The organism is Embleya sp. NPDC001921, assembly GCF_053594475.1.
Genome location: NZ_JBSFEO010000003.1, coordinates 287454 through 307991, shown reverse-complemented (window position 1 = coordinate 307991; position 20538 = coordinate 287454). Strand labels below are relative to the sequence as shown.

18 protein-coding genes are annotated in these 20538 nt (G+C 73.9%); 2 read left to right on the top strand and 16 right to left on the bottom strand.

All coding sequences use genetic code 11. From position 1 onward, the window contains the following. Nucleotides 1–14: 14 nt before the first annotated feature. The 12 genes from ACWCPW_RS04845 to ACWCPW_RS04790 all read right to left on the bottom strand — a co-directional run bounded on the left by ACWCPW_RS04845 (nt 15) and on the right by ACWCPW_RS04790 (nt 13186). Entirely contained in the window at nt 15–2288 is a 2274-nt protein-coding gene (locus ACWCPW_RS04845; RefSeq protein ID WP_449760153.1) for a lantibiotic dehydratase, read from the bottom strand. A 75-nt stretch (nt 2289–2363) separates the two neighbouring features. Next, nucleotides 2364–2645, bottom strand: coding sequence for a hypothetical protein (locus ACWCPW_RS04840; RefSeq protein WP_449760152.1), 282 nt, complete (start codon nt 2643–2645; stop codon nt 2364–2366). A 121-nt stretch (nt 2646–2766) separates the two neighbouring features. Next, nucleotides 2767–3675, bottom strand: coding sequence for a TauD/TfdA family dioxygenase (locus tag ACWCPW_RS04835; RefSeq protein ID WP_449760151.1), 909 nt, complete (start codon nt 3673–3675; stop codon nt 2767–2769). A gap of 122 nt (nt 3676–3797) precedes the next feature. After that, nucleotides 3798–5375: an MBL fold metallo-hydrolase gene (locus tag ACWCPW_RS04830; RefSeq protein ID WP_449760150.1), complete on the bottom strand. Its 1578-nt coding sequence runs from the start codon at nt 5373–5375 to the stop codon at nt 3798–3800. 191 nt (nt 5376–5566) lie between these two features. Further along, the gene (locus ACWCPW_RS04825; RefSeq protein ID WP_449760149.1) at nt 5567–5758 is read right to left on the bottom strand and encodes a response regulator transcription factor; all 192 of its coding nucleotides are present in this window, start codon (nt 5756–5758) and stop codon (nt 5567–5569) included. A gap of 365 nt (nt 5759–6123) precedes the next feature. Then, complete coding sequence (locus ACWCPW_RS04820; RefSeq protein WP_449760148.1) at nt 6124–6867, bottom strand: Clp protease N-terminal domain-containing protein; 744 nt, start codon at nt 6865–6867, stop codon at nt 6124–6126. A gap of 56 nt (nt 6868–6923) precedes the next feature. Then, nucleotides 6924–9107: an FUSC family protein gene (locus ACWCPW_RS04815; RefSeq protein ID WP_449760147.1), complete on the bottom strand. Its 2184-nt coding sequence runs from the start codon at nt 9105–9107 to the stop codon at nt 6924–6926. Between the two features lie 136 nt (nt 9108–9243). Further along, complete coding sequence (locus tag ACWCPW_RS04810) at nt 9244–9915, bottom strand: class I SAM-dependent DNA methyltransferase (RefSeq protein ID WP_449760146.1); 672 nt, start codon at nt 9913–9915, stop codon at nt 9244–9246. Nucleotides 9916–10052: 137 nt separating this feature from the next. Continuing rightward, nucleotides 10053–10562, bottom strand: a complete 510-nt coding sequence (locus ACWCPW_RS04805) for a mycothiol transferase (protein WP_449760145.1) — start codon at nt 10560–10562, stop codon at nt 10053–10055. 128 nt (nt 10563–10690) lie between these two features. Next, entirely contained in the window at nt 10691–11026 is a 336-nt protein-coding gene (locus ACWCPW_RS04800; RefSeq protein WP_449760217.1) for a winged helix-turn-helix transcriptional regulator, read from the bottom strand. Between the two features lie 131 nt (nt 11027–11157). Continuing rightward, nucleotides 11158–12135, bottom strand: a complete 978-nt coding sequence (locus ACWCPW_RS04795; RefSeq protein WP_449760144.1) for a GlxA family transcriptional regulator — start codon at nt 12133–12135, stop codon at nt 11158–11160. A gap of 211 nt (nt 12136–12346) precedes the next feature. Continuing rightward, the gene (locus tag ACWCPW_RS04790) at nt 12347–13186 is read right to left on the bottom strand and encodes a S1 family peptidase (RefSeq protein WP_449760143.1); all 840 of its coding nucleotides are present in this window, start codon (nt 13184–13186) and stop codon (nt 12347–12349) included. A gap of 135 nt (nt 13187–13321) precedes the next feature. Here ACWCPW_RS04790 and ACWCPW_RS04785 point away from each other — a divergent pair, with 135 nt between their 5' ends. Further along, nucleotides 13322–14320 carry a GlxA family transcriptional regulator gene (locus ACWCPW_RS04785; RefSeq protein ID WP_449760142.1) on the top strand — a complete coding sequence of 333 codons (999 nt, stop codon included), beginning with the start codon at nt 13322–13324 and terminating at the stop codon, nt 14318–14320. Nucleotides 14321–14532: 212 nt separating this feature from the next. Here ACWCPW_RS04785 and ACWCPW_RS04780 read toward each other — a convergent pair whose 3' ends face one another. Together ACWCPW_RS04780 and ACWCPW_RS04775 are read right to left on the bottom strand one after the other, a co-directional pair. Continuing rightward, nucleotides 14533–15420 carry a TIGR03620 family F420-dependent LLM class oxidoreductase gene (locus tag ACWCPW_RS04780; RefSeq protein ID WP_449760141.1) on the bottom strand — a complete coding sequence of 296 codons (888 nt, stop codon included), beginning with the start codon at nt 15418–15420 and terminating at the stop codon, nt 14533–14535. A 458-nt stretch (nt 15421–15878) separates the two neighbouring features. Next, a complete protein-coding gene (locus ACWCPW_RS04775) occupies nt 15879–17573 on the bottom strand; it encodes a bifunctional 3'-5' exonuclease/DNA polymerase (protein ID WP_449760140.1) in 1695 nt (564 codons plus the stop codon). 413 nt (nt 17574–17986) lie between these two features. Here ACWCPW_RS04775 and ACWCPW_RS04770 point away from each other — a divergent pair, with 413 nt between their 5' ends. After that, nucleotides 17987–18289 carry a hypothetical protein gene (locus ACWCPW_RS04770; RefSeq protein WP_402231261.1) on the top strand — a complete coding sequence of 101 codons (303 nt, stop codon included), beginning with the start codon at nt 17987–17989 and terminating at the stop codon, nt 18287–18289. A 118-nt stretch (nt 18290–18407) separates the two neighbouring features. Here the strand turns inward: ACWCPW_RS04770 and ACWCPW_RS04765 are convergent, their stop codons facing one another. Then, nucleotides 18408–19001, bottom strand: coding sequence for a sigma-70 family RNA polymerase sigma factor (locus ACWCPW_RS04765; protein WP_395858880.1), 594 nt, complete (start codon nt 18999–19001; stop codon nt 18408–18410). Nucleotides 19002–19677: 676 nt separating this feature from the next. Continuing rightward, nucleotides 19678–20475 carry a hypothetical protein gene (locus ACWCPW_RS04760; protein ID WP_449760139.1) on the bottom strand — a complete coding sequence of 266 codons (798 nt, stop codon included), beginning with the start codon at nt 20473–20475 and terminating at the stop codon, nt 19678–19680. Nucleotides 20476–20538: the final 63 nt, after the last annotated feature.

The following is a 20538-nucleotide window of genomic DNA, read 5'->3' as shown; positions in this document are numbered from 1 at the left end:
TCGGCTCAGACCGGTCAGGGGCCGCCGTCTCGAGGTTGGGGTGGTTCCCGCCGGTGGGCCGGACGGATCCAGTCGACCGCGAGTTCCGACGCGTAGTGCCGGCCCGCGTCGTCGGTGAGCGGCCACCGATCGGGTGGGCCGGCCGGTTCGGTCAGTTCCAGCCACGCGGTGCCGGCGGGCAGGCGGTCCAGGACGGTGCGCAGCACGAGTGGGCTGTCGGTACGGATCAGCAACTCCGGCGTGCCGGGCGCGGTGCGGATGTAGGCGAGATCCGCGACGCCCAGGGTGTCGATGGCGCGGCGCCAGGCGAGGTAGCGCTCGGCGGCGCTCTCCGTCGGGGCACCGCACGCGATCCGGTATCGCCTCGGCGCCAGCACGGTGCCGTCGTGGCAGGTCACCCTCGGGTACACGGACGCGTGCGGGTGCGCATCGGGGTGCGCGTCGGTGTCGAGTCGGACCGGGACGGGCGTGGGCGGGTGACGCCGGGTCAGATCCCAGCCGTGCGCCGCCGCGAGGGCCAGCATGCGCCGCCCACGCGGGTCACGCCCACCGATCACCGCACAGGATCCGTACACCGGCACCAGCAGCTCGCGGTCACCGGCGCGCCGCAGCCAGGGCCGCAGCCCGGCATCGAGCGTCACCGTCAGGTCCCGCGGCCCCGCACCGTCCACACCCCACGGGTCGGCCACCAGGTCCGTCAACGGTGGATGCAACGCGGCATCGGGATTGGCCGCGTCCCGCCCGACCACCTCGATCGCCCGCACACCGACCGGCAGGGCCGCACGCAACCAATCCGAGGCCGTCGGCGGCGCCGTCTCACCCTCCTCGGCCAGCAACGCGCCATGCAGCCCGGCGAACGGCAGGACGTAGGGAATCCCGCCACCGACCCAAACCACCCCGGTCGCGGTCACCCGCACCAACACCGCGCCCCAGGCCCCGACTTCGGCATCCACGACACCGGACTCGGAATCGATGCCGGTGCCGGTGGCGGTGCCGGAACCGGTGGCCGTGGCGGAACCGGTGGCCGTGCCGGAACCGGTGCCCGCCCGTCCGGGACCGAGCCCGAAGTCGCCCCCAGGACCGACCCCGATGCCCGCGCGCAGCAACTCCCCCAGCGACCCGCGTCGTTCGTGCTCGGCCGTGCCGTCGGCGGCGTGGCGGGCGAGGAGGTGCCCGATGGCCCGGCCGGTGGCCCGGCGCAGTTCGTCGTTCCAGCGCACCCGCCAGGGCAATCGCAACGAGGCCACCAACAGGTCGCCCGTGGGCCGGTCCGGGAGGCCCGCCCAGGTCCACAGTCGGCGGATCTCGGCTTCGGCCTCGGCGGCGAGCGCCCCGATCTCCATCGGAGTCGACGCGTGGTATCGGGAGCCCAGTTCCGCACACGTGGCGCGCAACCGGCGCAGACCGGCGAACCAGACGGCCGCGTCGGTCTCGGCCAGCCCGGCGCCCGCCGTCTCCAACGCGGTCCACGCGCACGCGGCCCGGGCCGGCAGTCGCGGCGCGGCGCGACCGGCGTAGGTCGGCCGGCAGGCCAGTCCGGCGAGCATCCGGGCGAACGGCAGGACCGACGGGCACACCCGCAACACCGGCTCGGCCGGCTCGACCACCAGGGCGGGGGTCGTCCCGGACGCGGCCCGGGCCGCGCCGTCGGTGATCGGCCGTACCGCCGCCACGCCCGCCCACGCTCCCGCCGGGGTGGGCCGGCCGACCGCGCGGAGCAGGTAGCGCAGCACGGTGTCCTCGACGCGGCGCCGGCGTTTGTCGGCGGGTGCGACCGCGGGCGCGCCGGCCCAGCGGCGCGCCACCTCGGGGTGCGCGAGCACGAGCGCCTTCGCGAACCGCGATTCGTGGGTGATCCGCCACAGCGCCAGCCGTTGCCGATCCGTCTCGGCCGCGTACGCACCGACGAACTCGGCCCTTGCCCGCGCGAGTTCGGCACGGTCCGCCGCATCCAGGGCCAACAGCTCCGCCAAGTGCCGGTCCTCGGCGACCGGTACGGCTCCCCAGGGTTCGTCGCCGCGCCCGACCGCACGGCGCACCGCGAGGAGTCGGTGGCGCGCGGCGGGTTCGGCGAGGAGCGGGACTGCGGCGTGCAGCCGTGCGAGCAGCGCGGGTCGGCGGGCTGCGACGGCGCGGGCGCGCGCGGCCACCCGGGCGGCGAGTACGGTCAGCCCGGGCGCGGCGAACGCCTCCAGCGTCTCCACCGGCCAGGCCGCCGCGCGCAACAGCGCGGTGGACGCGGGTTCGACCTGCCACGCGCGATCGTCGTCCCGGCTCGTACCCCGCACCCGGCACCCTCCCCGACGTCGAGTCGGGCGCCGACGGCAAACCGTCGACGCCCGACGTTCACGGTGTTCCGCCCGCTACCAGCAACACATGATGGTCGACGGCGGGTCGGCCGCCTCGGCCATCCCGGCGACGTCCACCTTGGGCATCTCGCCCTCGTAGCGCACGAACCCGGTCGGCCCGGTCAGCGGGCTCTCCTCGGCGGCGGCCAACGTGGCCTCCGCGAACACCAGTTCCTCGCCGGTGACCCGGCACGCCTCCAGGAGTTCGTCCCGGAGGAAGTACACCGCGCCGTCCTTGCCGCGCAGCAGCGTCCCCCGGGTGTGTGCGGTCGGGGTGTAGTCCTGTTCCTCCGACATGCGTACCACTTCCTTTCCTTGTTCATCTCGTCCGGCGAGCGCGTGCTCGTCCGGCGGGTGCGCGGGTTCCGCCCGATGCGGCCCCGCACGGCTGGTGCGGCTGGTACGAACGGTGCCGCCGTCAGCGCAGCTTGAGCTGCTTGAAGTGCCGGTTGCGACCGCCCGGCACGGGACGGATCCGGGTACGGCCGTGGAAGAAGGCCCAGTTGTCGAAGACGACGGCCGTGCCCGCCCGCCAACGCACGCCGAACATCGAGGCGGGGTCGTACATCGCGTCCAACAGGTCGTGGATCGCGCCGCGCACCGTCTCGGGTCCGGCCGCCTCCGCCGACCCGGTGTAGCGCCAACGCAGCACGTCGGCGCCGAAGTCGCGGAAGCAGAACACCGGGAGGCCGTTGCGCCGGGAGAACATCGGCGGCCCGGTCGGGAAGTCCCGGCAGTTGGTCGCGGCCAGCACGTCCAGTTCGATCGCGGACAATCGCGTCCGCACGCCCGCCATCGGCACGAACACGGTCTGCCCGCCGCGGTCGGGCTCCGGCGGTTCGACACACAGCAGGGCGATCAGCCGCGGCTGTTTGGGCAGCGGGTGTACGGCGATCTCGGTGTGCAGATTGAGGTAGTTCGCGGCGATCAGCGCCAGGTCGTAGCGCGAGGTGCCGGGTTGGTCGTGGCGCAGGTTGAGCACCGCGCGCTGCTCGACGTAGGGCCGCAGCTCCGGGTTGATCTCGGTCTCCATCACCGCACCCAGCGACGCGCCCAGCCTCAGGAACTCGGTCGTGCTCGGACAACGATCGAAGTCGAGGCGGACGATCCCGCGCCGGGCCAGCGCACCGCGTACCGCCGGCACCGAGCGGTGCGTCGCGTCGGCGGCGATCCGCAGGCGCGGCAGTCCGTCCGGCTCGGGCAACCAGCGCGAACCGTTGAGCAGCGTCTCGCGGTGTGCGACGTGCCGGTGATAGGGCTGCTCGACGAATGCCCCGGTGAGCGTCGCGGGCCGGTCGTCGAGCCGAGGTACGAGGGCGGCGGACATGGTGTCCTCCCGAATCGGAGCGGCGAGGGAAGTACGGCGGAGGCATGCGGACGAGGACAGGCGGGCGGGCGCAGGCACACGAACCGGTGATCGGGGGCGATCGCACGCGGCGAGCACCGGGGTCAGTCGCGCGTGAGCGGCGCCGCGCCGGCGGCAATCGGCACCCGTGTGTCGTCGTACGGCCACCCGTGGCCCGCCCGGCGGATCGGCACGGGCGCGCCCGCGATGTCGCGCACCGTGTCGCCCGGCCGGAGCAGCAGCACCTCGACCGCGGATCCCAGGAGTCCGTCCGGCATCTCGGTGCGGTTGCGGGCCGCCGTCACGACACGTTCGGGGAACGGGTCGAACCCGTGCGCCTCACCGTCGGGTTCGTCCGGACTGGGGCCGAGGCCCGCCTGCCAGTACCACGGCGCACCGCCGTCGGCGTAGGGCACGAGCAGCCGCGCGCCCCAGCGTTCGGCGATGTCCACGGCCTCGTCCGGGGTGGTCATCAAGCGTTGGCGGCAGTTCCACTGGTCCGGCGGTACGAACGCGAGGTAACGCGCGACGGAGGTGAACAACAGCTGCACCGGGTACATCAGCCAGCCCCGGTATCCGCAGAACACCGCGTCGACCGAACCGAGTCGGGCCCGGGCGTGCGCGGCCACCTCGCGGACCTCGCCCTGCGCGTCGCGCCCGGAGTCGGCCAGGAACGCGGCGGACCCGGTCGGGGTGCGCACCAGGTAGGTGTTGCCGTGGTTACGGATGCCCGGATGCAACACCGCCCCGTCGGTGGGCTGTTCGCCGTGAAAGGGCAGCGCGTGCACCTCGATGTCGCCGATCGCCGTGCTCTGCCACCAGTCGAGTTCGACCACGTGCTCGAAGCCGAGTTCGCGAACCCGTCGGGCCAGATCGACGGTGAGCACCGTCTCCCGCTCGACGCGCGGCACCACCACGCGCGTACTCGGCGGCAGGCGCAACAACGAGGCGGGCGCGAAGTGGTCCGGGTGGGAATGGGTGATCAGCACCGCGTCGAGCGGGCCCAGATCGGCCGGCCCCAGCGGCTGGTAGCCCCGCGGGTGGGTGCGGGCGTGCGCGAAGAACAACGGATCCACTACGACGGCGGCCTGGCGCGAGCGCACCACGACGGTGTTGTGTCCGACGAACTCCAGGTCTCCGCACGTACGTTCGTCCTGACGGGCCGCCTCGGCGGGCCGCAGGAAGCCCTCGTCGCGCAGCACGTCCTCGAGCGCGTCCGCACGCCGGTCGCGCGCGGCGGCATGCTCGTCGGCCGTCCCGGCGGCCGGCTCGAACGGCGCGCTCAGCGCCGCGACCAGTGCGTGCGCCCACGGCCAGTCGCCGGCGGCGAGGTCGAACCGGCGGGCCCGACCGCGTTCCGCGTCCCGGAAGGTGAGCCCGCACGGCGTCGCGCGCGCCGGGTCCGGAAAGAGCAGCTCGGGCCGCAACTCCCAGGCGGCGCCGATCGATCGGCCCGGGCGCGCGGTGCGCCGGAAGGCCGGCTCGGCGACCGAGCGACGCAGCAGATCGGGGCCGCGCCGGACCAGATCGCCGAAACCGTGCCGGGCCACGTGCCGCAGCACCGGTGCGAACATCGCCCGGGCGGTGGCCTCGGGCCGCGCGCCGACCGGACTCCCGAACCACGTCGTATCCGTGTAGTCCACGTGCAGCGCGACTTCGTCCCGCAAGCGCCACTCGGACATCCCGTATCCCCCATGCCTGCCCCGTTCCGTCGGGCCCGCTCCGCGTCACGTGCGAGGCCCGAAACCGTTCACACACTCAGCGTGCGACATGGGTGACCGACTGTATTGTCACGGGTATTCGGGGCTGGTCCTCGGCTTCGCCGTGTGTTAGCGCGCGCTCGGCATCGGGACGGCCGCCCCGAACCCCCGGGCTACGCCGAGGAGTCCGGGGCGATGCCCCGGCGGATCATCTCCGCCCGGGTCGAGACGCCGAGCTTGTCGCGGATCCGGCGCAGGTAGGCGTCCACGGTGTGCACGGAGATGCCCATGCAGCGGGCCGTCCGCGCGTACGTGCTCCCTTGCGCGACATGCCACAGCACCTGCAACTCGCGAGGCGTCAACACGGCCTCGGCCGGTGCCGAAAAGCCACCCTCGCCGGGAAGATGACACATCCCCGCCCCCTGATCGTCCGCGCCGGGGCGAGCGGCAGGATGCGCCGGGGGTCGCGACGCCGACGCGCCGCCCCGGCCGATACCCGTTCCGTTCCCCGTGTCGCTGCTCGCGGGCGCCGGATCGGAACGACCGGGCGGAGCCGAGAACCACTCCAGTCGAGCAGCACCCCGGTTCTGCGGTATGCAAACAGCACTTCTTTAACCCGAACGCACCATTTATCACACAGCGAGGCGTCGGCGAGCGTCGGGACTCCTGCTCGCGCCGCCCGGCAGGCGAACGCCAGGGCTGCCGCCCGCGCCGCCCGGCACGGCGAGCGTCAGGACTCCTGCTCCCGCCGCTCGGCGAGCAGCGCGGCGAGCGCCGCGACGATGTGCCCGTCCGCGGCGACCTTGTCGACGCCCAGGCCGGCGAGCACACCCGTGCCGTCCTCGAACTCCAGCAGGGCGAGCAGGAGGTGCTCGGTGCCGACGTAGTTGTGCCCGAGCCGCAGCGCCTCGCGGAAGGTCAACTCCAGCACCTTGCGCGCCGACGCGTCGTACGGAATCAGGTCCGGCACCTGCTCGGCGGCCGGCGGCAGCACGGCGACGACCGCCTCCCGAAGGGCCTCCGGTGTCACGCCCTGGGCGACCAGGGCCCGCCCGGCCAGGCCCGCCGGCTCGGCGAGCAGTCCCAGCACCAGGTGCGCCGGGCCGATCTCGGAATTGCCCGCCGCCCGGGCCTCGTTCTGCGCCGCCACCACCACGTTCCGGGCCCGGTCGGTGAACCGGCCGAAGCCCTGGCTCGGATCGAGGTCGGCGTCACCGGACGCCTTCGCGACGAAGCGCTTCTGCGCGGCCTGCTTGGTGACGCCCATGCTCGTACCGATGTCCTTCCAGGACGCGCCCGATCGGCGTGCCTGGTCCACGAAATGCCCGATCAGGTGATCGGCCAGTTCCCCGAGGTGGTCCGAGACGAGCACCGCGTCGGACAACTGCCGGAGGGCGTCGGGATGGGTCTGCTTGATGCTGTCGATGAGGTCGTCGAGCCGCACCGGATTCGTCATGCGCACAGGATTCTCCATGCGTCAACCATAGGTTGACGACCATGGTTCGTCAACCAGAAGTTGACGGCTGGCTCCTACCCGCTCTCCTCCCCGGGTTCCGCCGCGCCGTTCCGCTCTTCCGCGCCTTTCCCTTCGGCCTCGCCGTTCCACTCTTCCGCGCCGTTCCGCTCTTCCGCGCCCTCCCGTTCGGCCGCGCCCTTCCGTCCACCCGCGCGCTTCCCGTCCCCCGAACCCCGCCCGTCTCCCGCACCCTTCCCGTCCCCCGCCCCCGCCGGCCCGTCCAGCATCGAGCGCGCCGAGCGGACCTCCCGGCGTACGTCGGTGAGCGCGTCGCGCGGATCCTCCGCGGCGGCCGGCCGCGTTGCCCGGTCGGGCGCGTCGCCGGTGCGCATCGAGGCGGCCAGCGCGCGCAGTTCGGCGGCCATGTGCGCGGCCGCCTCGGGCGAGGGCGGCGGCGCGCCGTGCGCGGTGTGTACCGCCGCCGCCGTGCCGGTGTCGATCACCCGCTCGACCGCGACGATCAGCGGCCACCACGCCGCGGCCCGCGCGCCGGCCGGCGGCGGCTCGCCCAGCGCGCGCTGGAACTCGGTGCGCACATCGGACAGGTCGCGGTAGATCCGCCGTCGGGTCCGCGCCCGTGCGGCCTGATCGGTCTTCTCGTCGAACGCGCACTCGATGTACCGCGCGGTGTCCTCGACCGCCGTGGCCAGCCGGGCTCCGACCCGGGTGTGCCAGCTCTCCGGCCACAACGCATAACCCGCCACCAACACGATCGCGCACCCGATCAGACTGTCCACCAGGCGCGGCGCGAGCAGCCCGACGCCCTGATGCCCGAGCAGGTCGGACAGGATCAGGATCAGCGGGGTGATCACCGCGGTCTGATACCCGTAGCCGCGTCGGGAGAGGATCGGCAGCGCCGCCGCGAGCACGACCACGACCGGCACCTCCCACCAGCCACGCGGCACGAACTCCAGGATCACGCCCGCCACCACCAGCCCCGCCGCCGTGCCCAGCGCGCGCAGCAGGGCGCGGGAGAAGACCGACCCGAAATCCGGCTTGAGCACGAAGGTGACGGTCAGCGGCACCCAGTACGAGCGCGGTACGTCCACCACGGACACCAGTACCTGGGCCACCCCGATACACAGGGTCAGCCGCAGGCCGTAGCGCCAGGACTCCGCCGACACCAGCAGGTTCCGCGCGCCGGCGGCCACCCGTTCGGGCAGCGATCCGGGCCGGCCGACCCGATCGGGGGTGCGATACGCGCCGGACAACGTCTCGTGCGCGTGCTCGATGGCGGCGGCGACCGCACGGTCCGCGGGGTCGGTCGCGGCGCCGCGCGGTGCCGCGCCGGTCGGCATCGTGCCGCCGCGGACCGCCGCCGCGATCTCCCGCACCGTGTCCACGTCCGCCGCGCACACCCCCCGGTCGTCGGCGTGTACCGCCGTGGCCGCCTCGACCAGCAGGCCGACCGAGTTCAGCAGCGCGACCAGGCGCGACATGCCCCGGCTTCGTCCGGGCGCCACCGCGCGGCGGCCGAGCAGCAGGTCGTACGCGTGGTTGAGGGTCGCCGTCACCTCGGCCCGGGCCGTCTCCCACTCGGCGGTACCGGCCGAGGCGAGCAGATTCGCGGTCGCGTCGTACGCGTCGGCGACGGCGTCCCGTTCGGGAATGCGCGAGCGCGCGGGCCAGGCGAGCAGCGCCATCACCAGGACCAGCCCGGCCCCGACCAGGGTCAGCATCGGCGCCCGCCACCACGGCGAGGGCATCGGCAGGCCCGCTCCGATCACCGCCATCAGCAGCAGGTTCAGCCCGGACGCGGAGGCCACCGCGCCGATCGTGCTGATCATCCCGGCGACCAGGGCGACCACCGTCAGCATCGCGACGGCCGACCAGCCGTGTCCGAACTGCGCGCTGCCGAGCGCGAGTCCGATCGCGCCCACGATCTGCGGTACGGCGATGTTGAGGACGCGCAGCCGATAGGCGTCCGCGGTGTCCCCGAACACCGCGCCGAGCGCGCCGATGGACACCAACGCGCCGGACGCGCTGTCGCCGACGGCCACCCCCACGGCGAGCGGCGTCGCGATGCCGATCGCGGCCCGTACGGCGGCGGCCTTGGGCATCGGACCGGGGGTGGCGCGCAGCGTCAGGGTGAGCCACTCGGGCGGCGCGAGCCGACCCGGGCGGGCCGCGCCCACGGCGCGCCGCGTACCGTCGGAGCGCCCGTTGCCGCTCGGATCCTCACGTTCGGTCATGGTCATCACGCAATCCCGAACGAGGCGAGGAGAACGGACAAGGCGCACGGCGCCGGACGAGTGCGGCATTCCGCTACGGGGACCACGGTACCGACCGCCTGCCGCGCGCCGGCGACCGCCCCGCCTCGCCCGGGCCGAGCGCTCAGCCCGACACGGACTTGCGCGCGTATACGAAGAGTTGTTCCTCGGGTCCCGCCTCGGGGTGCTTCGGCTGGAACACGGTGATCGCGTGGTGGACGATCTCCAGTCCGGCCGCGCGCAGCCGGACGAGCAGTTCGTCGGTGCCGTGGCTGGTCACCCGCGCCCGGTGGCCCAGCCACAGGATCTCCACGCCGTCCGCCTCCGCGGGCACCGTCGCGAACGCGAGCAGCCCACCGGGAGCCAGCCGCGCGCCGAGCCGGTCCAGTTGGGCGTCCAGATCGGCCCTGGGAAGTTGCAGGAACGGGAAGAACGCGCACACCGCGTCCCACGCGCCGTCGTCGTCGACCAGATCGCGCGCGTCCAGTTGCTCGAACGTCGCACCCTCGACCCGGGTCCGGGCCAGGTCGACCATCGTCGCCGAGACATCGATCCCGGTCACCCGATGACCGGCCGCGACCAGCCGCTCGGCGGTCGGCCGCCCGGTACCGGAACCGATGTCGAGCACCTTCGAGCCGGGCGGGAGTTCGGCGATCAACCAGTCCAGCGCGGCCAGTTGCTCGGGCAACCCGGCGAAGGCGGTCTCGTACGCGGCCCCGACGGCGTCGAACAGAGCGGCGGCCGGGGACTCGGCGCCGTGGGCCAGCGGGGAGTGCGAAGCGGGTTCGGGGCTCATGGGAGAGGACGTCCTAATCCTTGGGTAAGTGGTCCCGATCTTCTCGCGCGGAAGCCGAGTCGGTGACGCGGATGCCGGGTCGGCGAGCGGGCGACCCGCGTCGGCGCGGCTCTCGGGGCCCGGCGCGGAGGCACGGGCTATCGGCGCAGCAGGATGCCGCGGATGAACGCCGCCTGCCCCGCGTGCTGGAGGTCGTCGGCGATCACGCTGACCAGCCGCACGCCCAGGGTGACCGCCGGGGTCCATGCCTCGTCGACCACACGATCCAGGTCCGCGGCGGACAGACTGCGGACGAACGCGAGGGTCTGCTCGTGCACCGCGTCGTAGTAGCCGGTGAGCAACTCCGCCGAGTCGACCCGGACCGCGGCCACCGCCTCGGTGTCCTGGCCGTAGCCGATCGCCCGGACCGGGAAGGGCAGTTCGAATCGGCCGTGCCAGTCCTGCGCCGTCCACACCTGTTCCAGGGCCGCGACGTCCGAGACGTGGTCGTCCTGGACCCGGGCCAGATGCCAGATCAGCCACGCGATCGAGTTCGCGTCGGCGTCGAGGCGCTCGGTCAACTGCTTCGCGGTCAGCCCGTCGACCGCCTCGTGCACCACCTCGCGCACCCGACCGAACCCGTCGACCAGTAGCTCCGCGCTGTTCATCGAACTCCTCGCTCCGTTCGTCCCGCCCGATCCACCCGACCGGATCGATCGACCCGATCGATCCGGTCCGACCCGATCGACCCCTCGGGCCCTGCCGCGCGGCGCCGTGCCCGACCCCGTCGACCCTGCTACTCCTGCCCAGCCTGCTCCCGGTCGTACACCTGCCGGGCCGCCTCGATGGTCGGCCCGTGCCGATCGGCCCAACGCACCAGGCCGCTGAGCGACACGGTCAGCTCGCGCGCCACGTCGGTGAGCGTGTACTCGACCCTCGGCGGCACGGTCGGGTACACGGTGCGGATCAGCAGTCCGTCGCGCTCCAGCCGGCGCAGGTTCAAGGTGAGGACACGTCTGCTGATGCCCTCCAGCGTGCGCTCGAGCTCGGTGAAGCGGATCGGGCCCTCGGCGACGGACACGAGGATGCCGATGCTCCACTTGCCCGCGACGTGGTCGAGTGTGCCGACCACCCGACACGCGTTCGCCCAGGTGACCCGATCCGGGTCCGTCTCCGGCTGCCGATCCCGATCCTCCCGCCCCGGGTTTCCGGCCGGTGGACACTCGCTGACCTGAACGGGTGCGTCGGTGCTGCTCCGGAACGTCAAGGTGCCTCCTTGTGCGAACCGCCATGGTCACACTCGCGGTGCGCCCGGCGGTAGTCGCGGGGCGCGGTGCCGGTGAGGGCGCGGAAGTGTCGGCGCAGGGCGGCGGGCGAGCCGAATCCGGTGCGGGCCGCGATGCGCTCGACGGGAACGTCCGTTTCGGTCAGCAGTCGCCGGGCCTCGTTCAGACGGGCGCGGAGCAGGTATCGCAGCGGGCTGAGACCGGTGTGGGCGTGAAAGCGGCGGGTGAGGCTGCTGACGCTGGTACGCGCGTGGGCGGCGATCTCCGGGACGGTCAGCGGGCGGTGCAGGTTGGCTTCCATCCAGCGCAGGACGGGTTCCAGGCCCACGCTCTCGGTGACCTCGCGGTCGATGGTGTCCCGGACGTCGTCGGCGTAGGTGTGCAGCGGTGTGATGAGTTCGCGGCTCGTCCGGACCGCCACCCGCCGGCCGTGGTCCCGGCGCAACACGGACAGGCAGACGTCCAGGCCGCCGAAGATGCCCGCCGTGGTCAGGAACGGCCCGTCCTCGACCACGGTGCCCAGTGGGTCCACGTCGATCCGCGGGTGCAGTTCCGCCAGTTCCTCGGTGTGTCGCCACGCGGTCGTGGCGCGCCGGCCGTCGAGGAGTCCGGTCGCGGCGAGGGTGAACGTACCGGTGCCGACGGCGGCGATCCGGCCGCCTCGCGCCGCCGCCGCGCGGAGCGCGGCCGTGACGCCGGCCGGTGGGTCGTCGCGATGGCCGTCGTGTCCGAGGACCAGTACGACGTCCGCGTCGGCGAGGCCGTCGAGGCCGAACGGCGTGTCGATCCGGAGCGAGCCCGGGGCGCCGGTGGCACGCAGGCCGGGGGCCGCGCAGAGCCTGACCTCGTACGCCACACCCGGATGTTCGCGGCAGGCGGTCCCGAACACCAGGCCGGGAGTGGTGAGTTGAGGCCCCGGGACCCCGTCCGAGACCAGGACGGCGATCACTGACATACCTGGAATCTAGTCCGCGACCGGACAATCGCGTCCGTTCTCGGGCCGGAGTCGGTCGTGGCGCCCCGCGCCGCCCCCGGGGACGGCGCGGTCGGGACCGGGTCGCCCCGGCCGGTGGCCCCTGTTCCGCGCCGGTGGCCCGGAACGGGGGCCGCCGGCGCGGAACGGGTCGTGTCCTCGGAATCGGTGATCAGTGATCAGCGATCACCGATCAGCGGTTGTGGCGGATGGTGTTGTTGATCCAGTCCTTGTAGACGGTCACGTTGGTGTACAGGCCAGGACCGGTCGCGCAACCCTCCTTGCCGTCACCGTCACCCGACGTGGTCCCGATCAGCTCCCAGCGGCCACCCTTGCCGCGCTGGATCTGCGGGCCGCCGGAGTCCCCGAAGCACGCCATGGCTCCGGGCTTTTGGCTGACCGTGCACAGCCGGGTCTCGCCGGCGCGGCCGAAACACTCCGCCTCGGAGCCGCGGCGGGTGTCCAACTGCTGGAGCCGGTCGGGGAACACCGCGTGCTCGATGTCCTTGTCGACGGTGGTGCCGAAGCCGAGGATCCGGGTGGGCGTACCGACCGGTCCCGCCTTTTTCGCGATCTTGATCGGCTGCTGGGAGACCGGGCGGTCCAGCCGGATCAGCGCGAGGTCGTCCCGGTTGGGGTCGTCCTGCTTGTAGCCCGGGTGGGTCACGATCTTGTCGATGTTGCGGACCGTGCCGCCGGTGGTGCGGTTCGGGCTGCCGATCCGCACCTTCCCCTCCAGCACGATGGGCAGTTCGGGATCGACACAGTGCGCCGCGGTGAGGACCCACTGCCGGTCGATCAACGTCGCCCCGCACTGGGCGTCGATGCCTGCCGCGACCTCCGGGACCATCGCCATGAACGGGTAGCGCTGCGTCGAGTCCTGCCCGTTGACGATGGCGCCCGCGCTGCCGGCCATCGCCGTCGCGCCGAGCACGACCGCCGCGCCGACCGCCGCCATCGATTTCGCGAACCGGCCGCGCCGCCGGCGCTCGGGTCGGGCGTCGAGGGTGGGCCGAGAGTCCGGAGAAGGCATGTGGTGACCTTTCGAGAGGTTGGTGGTGCCGCACGAGTCGGACGTCCCCCGCGTCCCGCCTCGTCCACTCATCCTCCGTGGCGCGTCCCGAACGGAAACAGTCGTCTCGATGTCATCCTCGGCTAGATTCCGGACATGCCAGTGATCGCCGTCCTCGCTCTCGACGGGGTCCCCGGGCACCAGCTCACCGCGCCCGGACTCGCGTTCGGCACCGCCGCGCGGCATCACCCTCGGGTGGGCTACGACGTGCGGATCTGCACCGCTTTGGGCTTCACGGCGACGGGCGGCCCCGCATCCTTCCACATCGAGACCCCATGGGGTCTGGACGCGTTGGCCGGGCTCGACGACGCCGACACCGTGCTGCTGCCCGGCCACGCGGGTTTTCGTGACGCGCCCCCGGTCGACGTCGTCGACGCCCTTCGTGCCGTCGCCGCGCGCGGCTGCCGCATCGGCGCGGTCGGCACCGGTACGTTCACGCTCGCGGCGACCGGTCTGCTCGACGGCCGGCGCGCGGCGACCAGCCGCCGGGACACCGCGGAACTCGCCCGCCGGTACCCGCGGGTCGAGGTCGATCCGGAGGGCGCGGTGGTCGCCGACGGCCCCTTCCACAGTGCCGCCGGTGTCCTGGGCGGCATCGACCTGTACCTGGACCTGATCACCTTGGACCACGGTGTGCGGGTGGCCGTCGAGACGGAGCGGCAGGTGTTCCTGCACCTGCACGACCCGGCCGACGACCTCACCCGCGGCGCGGCGGCGAACGCGGCGTACAGCGCCTACACCCCGCCCGGCAGCACCGTCGCGGCGACCACCCGGTGGATGGAGGCCAACCTCCGGCGCCCGCTCACCCTCGACGACATCGCCGCGCACGCGGGGCTGGGCGTGCGCAACCTGACCCGCCGCTTCCGCGCCGAAACCGGGCTCACCCCGCTCCAGTACCTGCTGCGCACCCGGATCCAGCGGGCCCAATGGCTGCTCGAACGCACCGAGGACCCGGTGGAGCGGATCGCGACGCAGACCGGCCTGGGTACACCGGCCAATCTGCGCCGCCACTTCCAACGTCTGACGGGCACCACCCCGAGCACCTACCGCACGGTCTTTCGCACGTTCGTGGCCGACCTCACCGGGTCGGGCTAGGGCATGTCTTCGATCCCCCGTCGGGCTCCGCGGCGTGAGCGCGGCGAGGAGCCCGACGGGCGGATGGCGTGCGTCGGCGTGCCGGAGAAGCGCCCGCAGTGGTTCTCTTCGGGTGGTTCTCCGGGGCGGCGAGCGCGGCGAGGAGCCCGCAGGGCGGATGCGGTGCCGGGCGTCGTGGAGCTCGGCGGGGGATCGAAGACACGCCCTGGTGGTCAGAGCCCGCGCAGGGCCGGGGCCAGCCGGGCCCACTCCGCGCGCGGCAGACCGGTGTGTCCGGGCTCGGTGGAGAGCACCTGGATGCCCACGTGGTCCGCGCCCGCGGCGAGGTGCTCGCCGACCCGGGCGGCGATGGTCTCCTCGTCGCCCCACACCACCAGGGTGTCGATCAGCCGGTCGCTGCCGCCGTCGGCCAGGTCGGCTTCGGTGAAGCCGAGCCGGAGGAAACTGCGCCGGTAGTTGTCCAGGCCCAGGTACAGCGCCGAGGCCTCGCGAATCACCGCACGCGCGATGGTCGGGTCGGTGCTCAGCACCACCTTCTGCTCCGGCGCCAGGAACACCCCCTCGCCCAACGTCTCGCGCGCCTCGCGGGTGTGTGCGGGCGTGGTGAAGTACGGGTGCGCGCCCTGCGCGCGGTCGCGGGACAGACGCAACATGCGCGGGCCGAGCGCGGCCAGCACGCGCGGGACCTCCGGGCCGCCGGCGTCCAGGGCGTCCAGGTACGCGTTCATCGCGGCCAGCGGCGGCGTGTACTCGATGCCGAGGTGGTCGGCCAACTCGACGTGGCTCACCCCCAGTCCGAGCAGGAACCGGCCGGGATGGTCCTTCTCGACCGCGGACACCTCGGCGATCGTGTCCGCGTGGGGGAAGGTCCGGATGTTGAGGATCCCGGACGCCACCCCGAGCCGGCGGGAGCCGCCGAGGAGTCGGTGCGTCACCGCGAACAACCCGTCCACCGGCGCGCCGCCGATCCAGGCACCGGTGAAGCCGAGTTCCTCCAACTCGGCCGCCGCGCCCGCCGCGTCGGCGTCGGCGGCGTACCGGTCGTGGTGTTGCCAGACGCCGATCCGGCCGACTCGCTCGATTGCCCGTTGCGCGTCCATGTGTTCGGTCCTTCCGTCGGTTTGCGTCGGTCCTCGGTCGGTGTCCGAGGACGGTGGTCGCAGCCGCGGCGCCCCGCCGGCGGCGGTCCCGGACCGGCGTCCCCTCCATCCGAAGTCCTCGGCGCGGCATTTCCTTCCCGACCCCGGGGCCGAGTCGAATCGACGCTCGACAACCTCCGTGTACCGGGGCGAAGCGGCACGTTCGCACCCTATGCGGGTCGACTCCACGCATCGGGGAACGCTGCAGCGTGGCGGATGCCTTCGGCAACACCTCGGCGTCGTACCCGTAGGTCCACGCCATGGGTCGCGTACCTGCTCGACCAACTCCTCGCGCGCGAGCCGGCGGCCCGAAGAGCCGGGCGCGGGTGGGCCCGGCCCGAAGAGCCGGGCCCACCCGCGGTTACGGGCCCGGGGCCGGTCCGAGGAAGGCCGGCCGCCCGCGGGATACGGGCACGGCCCTACTTGGCCTCCGCGTACGTCCCCACCACCGCCGGCATCAGCGGCAACATCACCGGCGTGTCCCCGAACACCAGTGCCCGCGCCTCGGCGGCGGCCTCGGTGATCGCCGCGGCCACCGCCTCGGTGAGTTCGGCCGGGCTGTGCACGATGATCTCGTCGTGTTGGAAGAAGACCAGGTGCGGGCGGCCCGCCGGAGCCGAGTCGTAGCGGGCGAGTCGGCGGCGCAGCGCGGCGAGCAGGGACAGGGCCCAGTCCGCGGCGCTGGCCTGGATGACGAAGTTGCGGGTGAAACGACCCCGGGCGCGGGCCGAGCGGGCGCCGGCGTCGTCGGTGCGGTCGGCGCCGGGTTCGCCGGCACCGCCCTCGGCGAGGTCGAGCCATTCCGACGACGGCGGCGGGCAGGTCCGGCCCAGCCGGGAGCGCACGATGCCGCCCTCCTCGCCGGTGCGCGCGGCGGCCTCCACGTAGCCCATCGCGTCCGGATACTGCCGGCGCAGCGTGGCCAGGAGCGGCCCGATGTCGCCGCTGGTCTGGCCGTACATCGCGCCCAGCAGGCCGAGCTTGGCCTTGGCCCGGTCGCCCTGGAACGCGGCCTTGGCCAGCGCCTCGTACAGGTCGCCGGCGGCGGCGGACCGGGCCAGGCCCGCGTCCTGGGACATCGCGGCCAGGATGCGCGGTTCGAGTTGGGCCGCGTCGGCGACCACCAGGCGCCATCCCGGGTCGGCCACGACCGCGCCGCGCAGCACCCGCGGGATCTGCAGCGCGCCGCCGCCGCGCCCGGCCCAGCGGCCGGTGACGACGCCGCCGACCACGTACTCGGGGCGGAATCGGCCGCCCCGGACCCAGGTGTCCTGCCAGGCCCATCCGTGCGCGGCGTGCAGGCGGGCGAGTTCCTTGTACTTGATCAGCAGGTCGGCGGCGGGGTGGCCGATGTCGCGCAGGTACCACGTGCGGGTCGAGGTGAGCCGGACGCCCTGCTCGGCGAAGGCCTTGATCACCTGGGTGTGCGAGTCGGGGTTGAACGCCCGCCCGCCGAGCGCCTCGCGCAACCGCTCGGCGAGGTCGGCCAGTCGTTGCGGCGGTGCGCCGGACACGCGAGGGCGCGGGCCGAGCAGTTCGGTGAGCAGCGCGTCGTGCACCTCGACCCGCCAGGGCAGGCCGTCGGCGGCCATCTCGGCCGCGACCAGTCCGCCCGCCGACTCGGCGGCGACCAGCAGCCGGAATCGCGAGCGGCGGGCGGCGTCCTCGATCGCGTCGATCCGGCGCACCTGGTCGGCGTGTACCGCGACCACCGCTTCCAGCGCGTCGGCGCCGGCGGGCAGCCGTTGCCGGTCGGGGACGAACAGGCTGTCCTGCGCGTCGGCGGCGCCGATCGGCAGGTCGTCCGGTACGGGCAGGCCCTTGAGGCGGGCCCAGGCCGCGCCCAGTGATCGCGGCTCGCCGAACCGGCCCTCGTGCGCGAGCAGCAGCGACTCGACCAGCCCGAGGTCGTGGCAGCGCGCGACCCGCGTGGGCAGCAGCGGCGCGTACGCGCTCTCCGCCGACGCCCACACCCATCTGGGCGGCACCGGTGCGGCCTCGAGATCGGTGATCGCCGCGACCAGGTCGCGGACCTGCTCGGCGGGCCCGATCGGCACACCGTCCTCGCGCAACGGCCGGAGCCGACCGCCGTGCCCGTACGCGTCGGGTGCCATCGCGACCCGCGGCGCGGCCGGCCTCACCACGCGCCCGGTCGCGGGCAGCCGACCGGCACGTCGCGCGCGCCGCGTCCGACTCGCCGAAACCGTTCCAAGGCCGACCTCCTCCCGACGCATCCGATGCGGACGAATCACCCACAAGCGACAGACCCGCCGACCGCCGCACCTTACCCGCCCGCGCCGACACAGCTCTGCCCACCAGGCCCACGAGGCGGGCCCGGGGGTGGCGCGGGGATGGCACGGGGCCGCGGCGGCGCGCGAATTCGGGGGCGTTAGGTTCGTGTGGGCGCCGGTCGAGGCGCGGCGGATGGCGGGTCGTACCGGGATCGATCGGGCGCGATCCGTCGTCCCTCGTCGTCTCTCGTTGTCCCTCGTCGTCTCTTGCCTTCGATCCGAGGAGTGTGTTTCCCATGGCTCGTATCCCCACGGCCGCGGTCGCCGCCGGCGGGCTGGTCGGCGGCTATGCCGTCGCCCGCTACACGAAGAAGCGCCCGTTGGGCGGCGCGGTGCTCGCGGCGGCCGGGGCGTTCGCCGCCAAGGGGTGGCGGGAGCGGGCCGGGACGCCCACGGCCGCCGCGTTGACCGGGCTGTACACGGTCGCGTTCGGCGCCTCGCACCCCCTCGCGAAGAAGATCGGCGCGTGGCCCTCGGTGTTCGCGGTGGCCGGCACCGTCGCCGTCGCGTCGTACGCGCTCGCCGACCGCAAGGCGTAGGCCGACGGCGCGGCCCACCCGACTCCACCGAACCGACACCGCCGGCGGGGCCGGGCCGGGATCGCGCGGGCGAGGGCGCACCGGTCCCGCCGGTGGACCCTCGCCCCGAACGGGTGGGTCAGCAGGCTCGCCGATGGCTCACGGCATGCTCCTCCCCGGTCTCGAAGGCGACGCTCTCGGCCTCGCGCAGCAGCGTGATCAGGTCGCTCCGGGCCCTGGCCACCCGGGATCGGACCGTGCCGATCGGGCAGCCCGCGATGGTGGCGGCCTCCGCGTAGCCGAAGTCCAGCACCTGGGTCAGCACGAACGCCTCCCGGCGGGCCGGGTGCAGCGCCCCGAACAGGTCGTCGAGGGCGAGGCCCTCCTCGAAGCCGGGCCGGGAGGTGTCCTGGCGGCGCTCGGCGACTTCGACCCAGTCCTCGACCGCGGCGGTCCGCGGCCGGGCGGCCGCCGCGCGGTAGCGGTCGACGACCGTGCGCCGGGCGATGGACAACAGCCAGGTGCGCACCGAGGACGCGCCGGTGAAACGGGGAAGCGCCGTCCAGGCGCGCAGGTAGGTCTCCTGGGTGAGGTCGTCCGCGCTCTGTACGTCGGTCAGGTACGCGACGAAGCGCCACACGTCGCGATGCGTGCCCCGGACGAAGTCGTCCACGGCGTCCGGGTCTCCGGCGGCGCCCGCCAGGGCTCGCTCGGTCAGGTCGAGGTCATGCATCGCACACCCCGCCGACGCACGCGCGATGGGTGCGACGTCGATCGAGGGTCGGAGGTCGGCCGGTTCCGGGTCCGGGACGGCCGGGAGGGTGCAGGGAAGTCACGTTCCACGTCCTCGTCATGCGGGCGGCGATCGATCGGCCCGAGGCGGATCGACGCCGAGCTGGTGGGAGGCACGCCCGCCGGAGCCGAGTGCGGCGTGGGAGCCACGGGCCCGGTCTCGACGGCGGTGCGCGAAGCACCCGACGGCGCCCGGGCATACGGCCGGCCCGCTCGGCGCGCGGTGTCGGGTTCGGACACGGCGACCGGCGAGTCGGCGCGGCGGGCGCTACTCGGGTGGCGGGTACGCCCGGGTCCACCGACGGCGACGCGGACGCGTGCTCGGTCGGCGTCGCGGCCCGCGGTGCGGGTGCGCGCGTGCGATCACCGCGAACGTGTGCCGGTGCACGGGCAGCACGATCGCGGGCGCGGTCCTCGCCCGCGCGGGCACCACGCGCCGACGCGGGCGCGGCGCCCCGTCGGGGCGCGGCCCCGCGACACGCGGCGACCACGGACGAACACGCGCGAACAGGCACTCACGAACTCGCACTCGCCGAACGGCGCCGGAGGCGGTCACCGCGCCGAAGCGGGGCGAACACGGCCGGGTCGTCCGGACACACGCGGGCCGGGTGGACGGCTCAGGCGAAGAGCGCGGCGGGCGGCCCTCGGCCCGGCAGCGGGCGGCAGACCCACTTGGGAACGGCGCGTTCGCGACGGTGACCCGCGCGCGGCATGCCCGGCAGGCGGGTGGTGACCGGCGACGTCCAGGCGCCCACCAGTGCGAGAACCACGGTGCCCGCCATCGTCGCGAGCACGCGCAGCAGCCGGAAGACGGCCTTCTCGCCGTGGCGCAGCCACACACCGCAGCCGAGCGCGGCGAGCACGTGCGCGGCGACCATGCCGGTCCCGCCGTGTCCCAGGACGGCGGTCAACGCGCCGTCGTGGTTCATCCCGCCGGCCCCGGCGCCGGCCGTGTGGTGTGCGCCGGAGGGCGGGCGACCGAAGCCGGCCGCCTCCGGGGACTGCCCGGCCAGGTTGGGGTCCAGCCGCATCCGGACCAGGAGTTCGGTGACCGACCGGGTCGGCGCGTCGCCGGGTCGGTCGTCGTTGCACAGCAGCACCTGGAGCCACTGGTCGCGGAAGCGGGCCGCGCCGGTCGGTTCGGGGACCGGTTGGCGGGCCAGCGTGAACAACGTGTGCAGGCCGGCCTGGGCGGCCAGTACCGCGCCCGTGATCGCCCCGAGGCCGCGCTCGCGATCGGCCACGGCCCAAGCCAGGACGGCGATCCCGACGCCGGCGCCGACCGGCGCGGCCCAGTGGATCGGCGCGTCGGACATCAACGTGTGCCCGAACAACGCGAGCAGCACGCAGATCACCGCGAACATCGCGGCGCGAGCGGCTCGAAGCACGGACCGGGCAGGCATGGTGACGCTCATGCTCCCACCTGCCGGGTACGCGGGAGCCCTCGGGTGCCCGGCCGATTCCCGAACTTCTCCCGA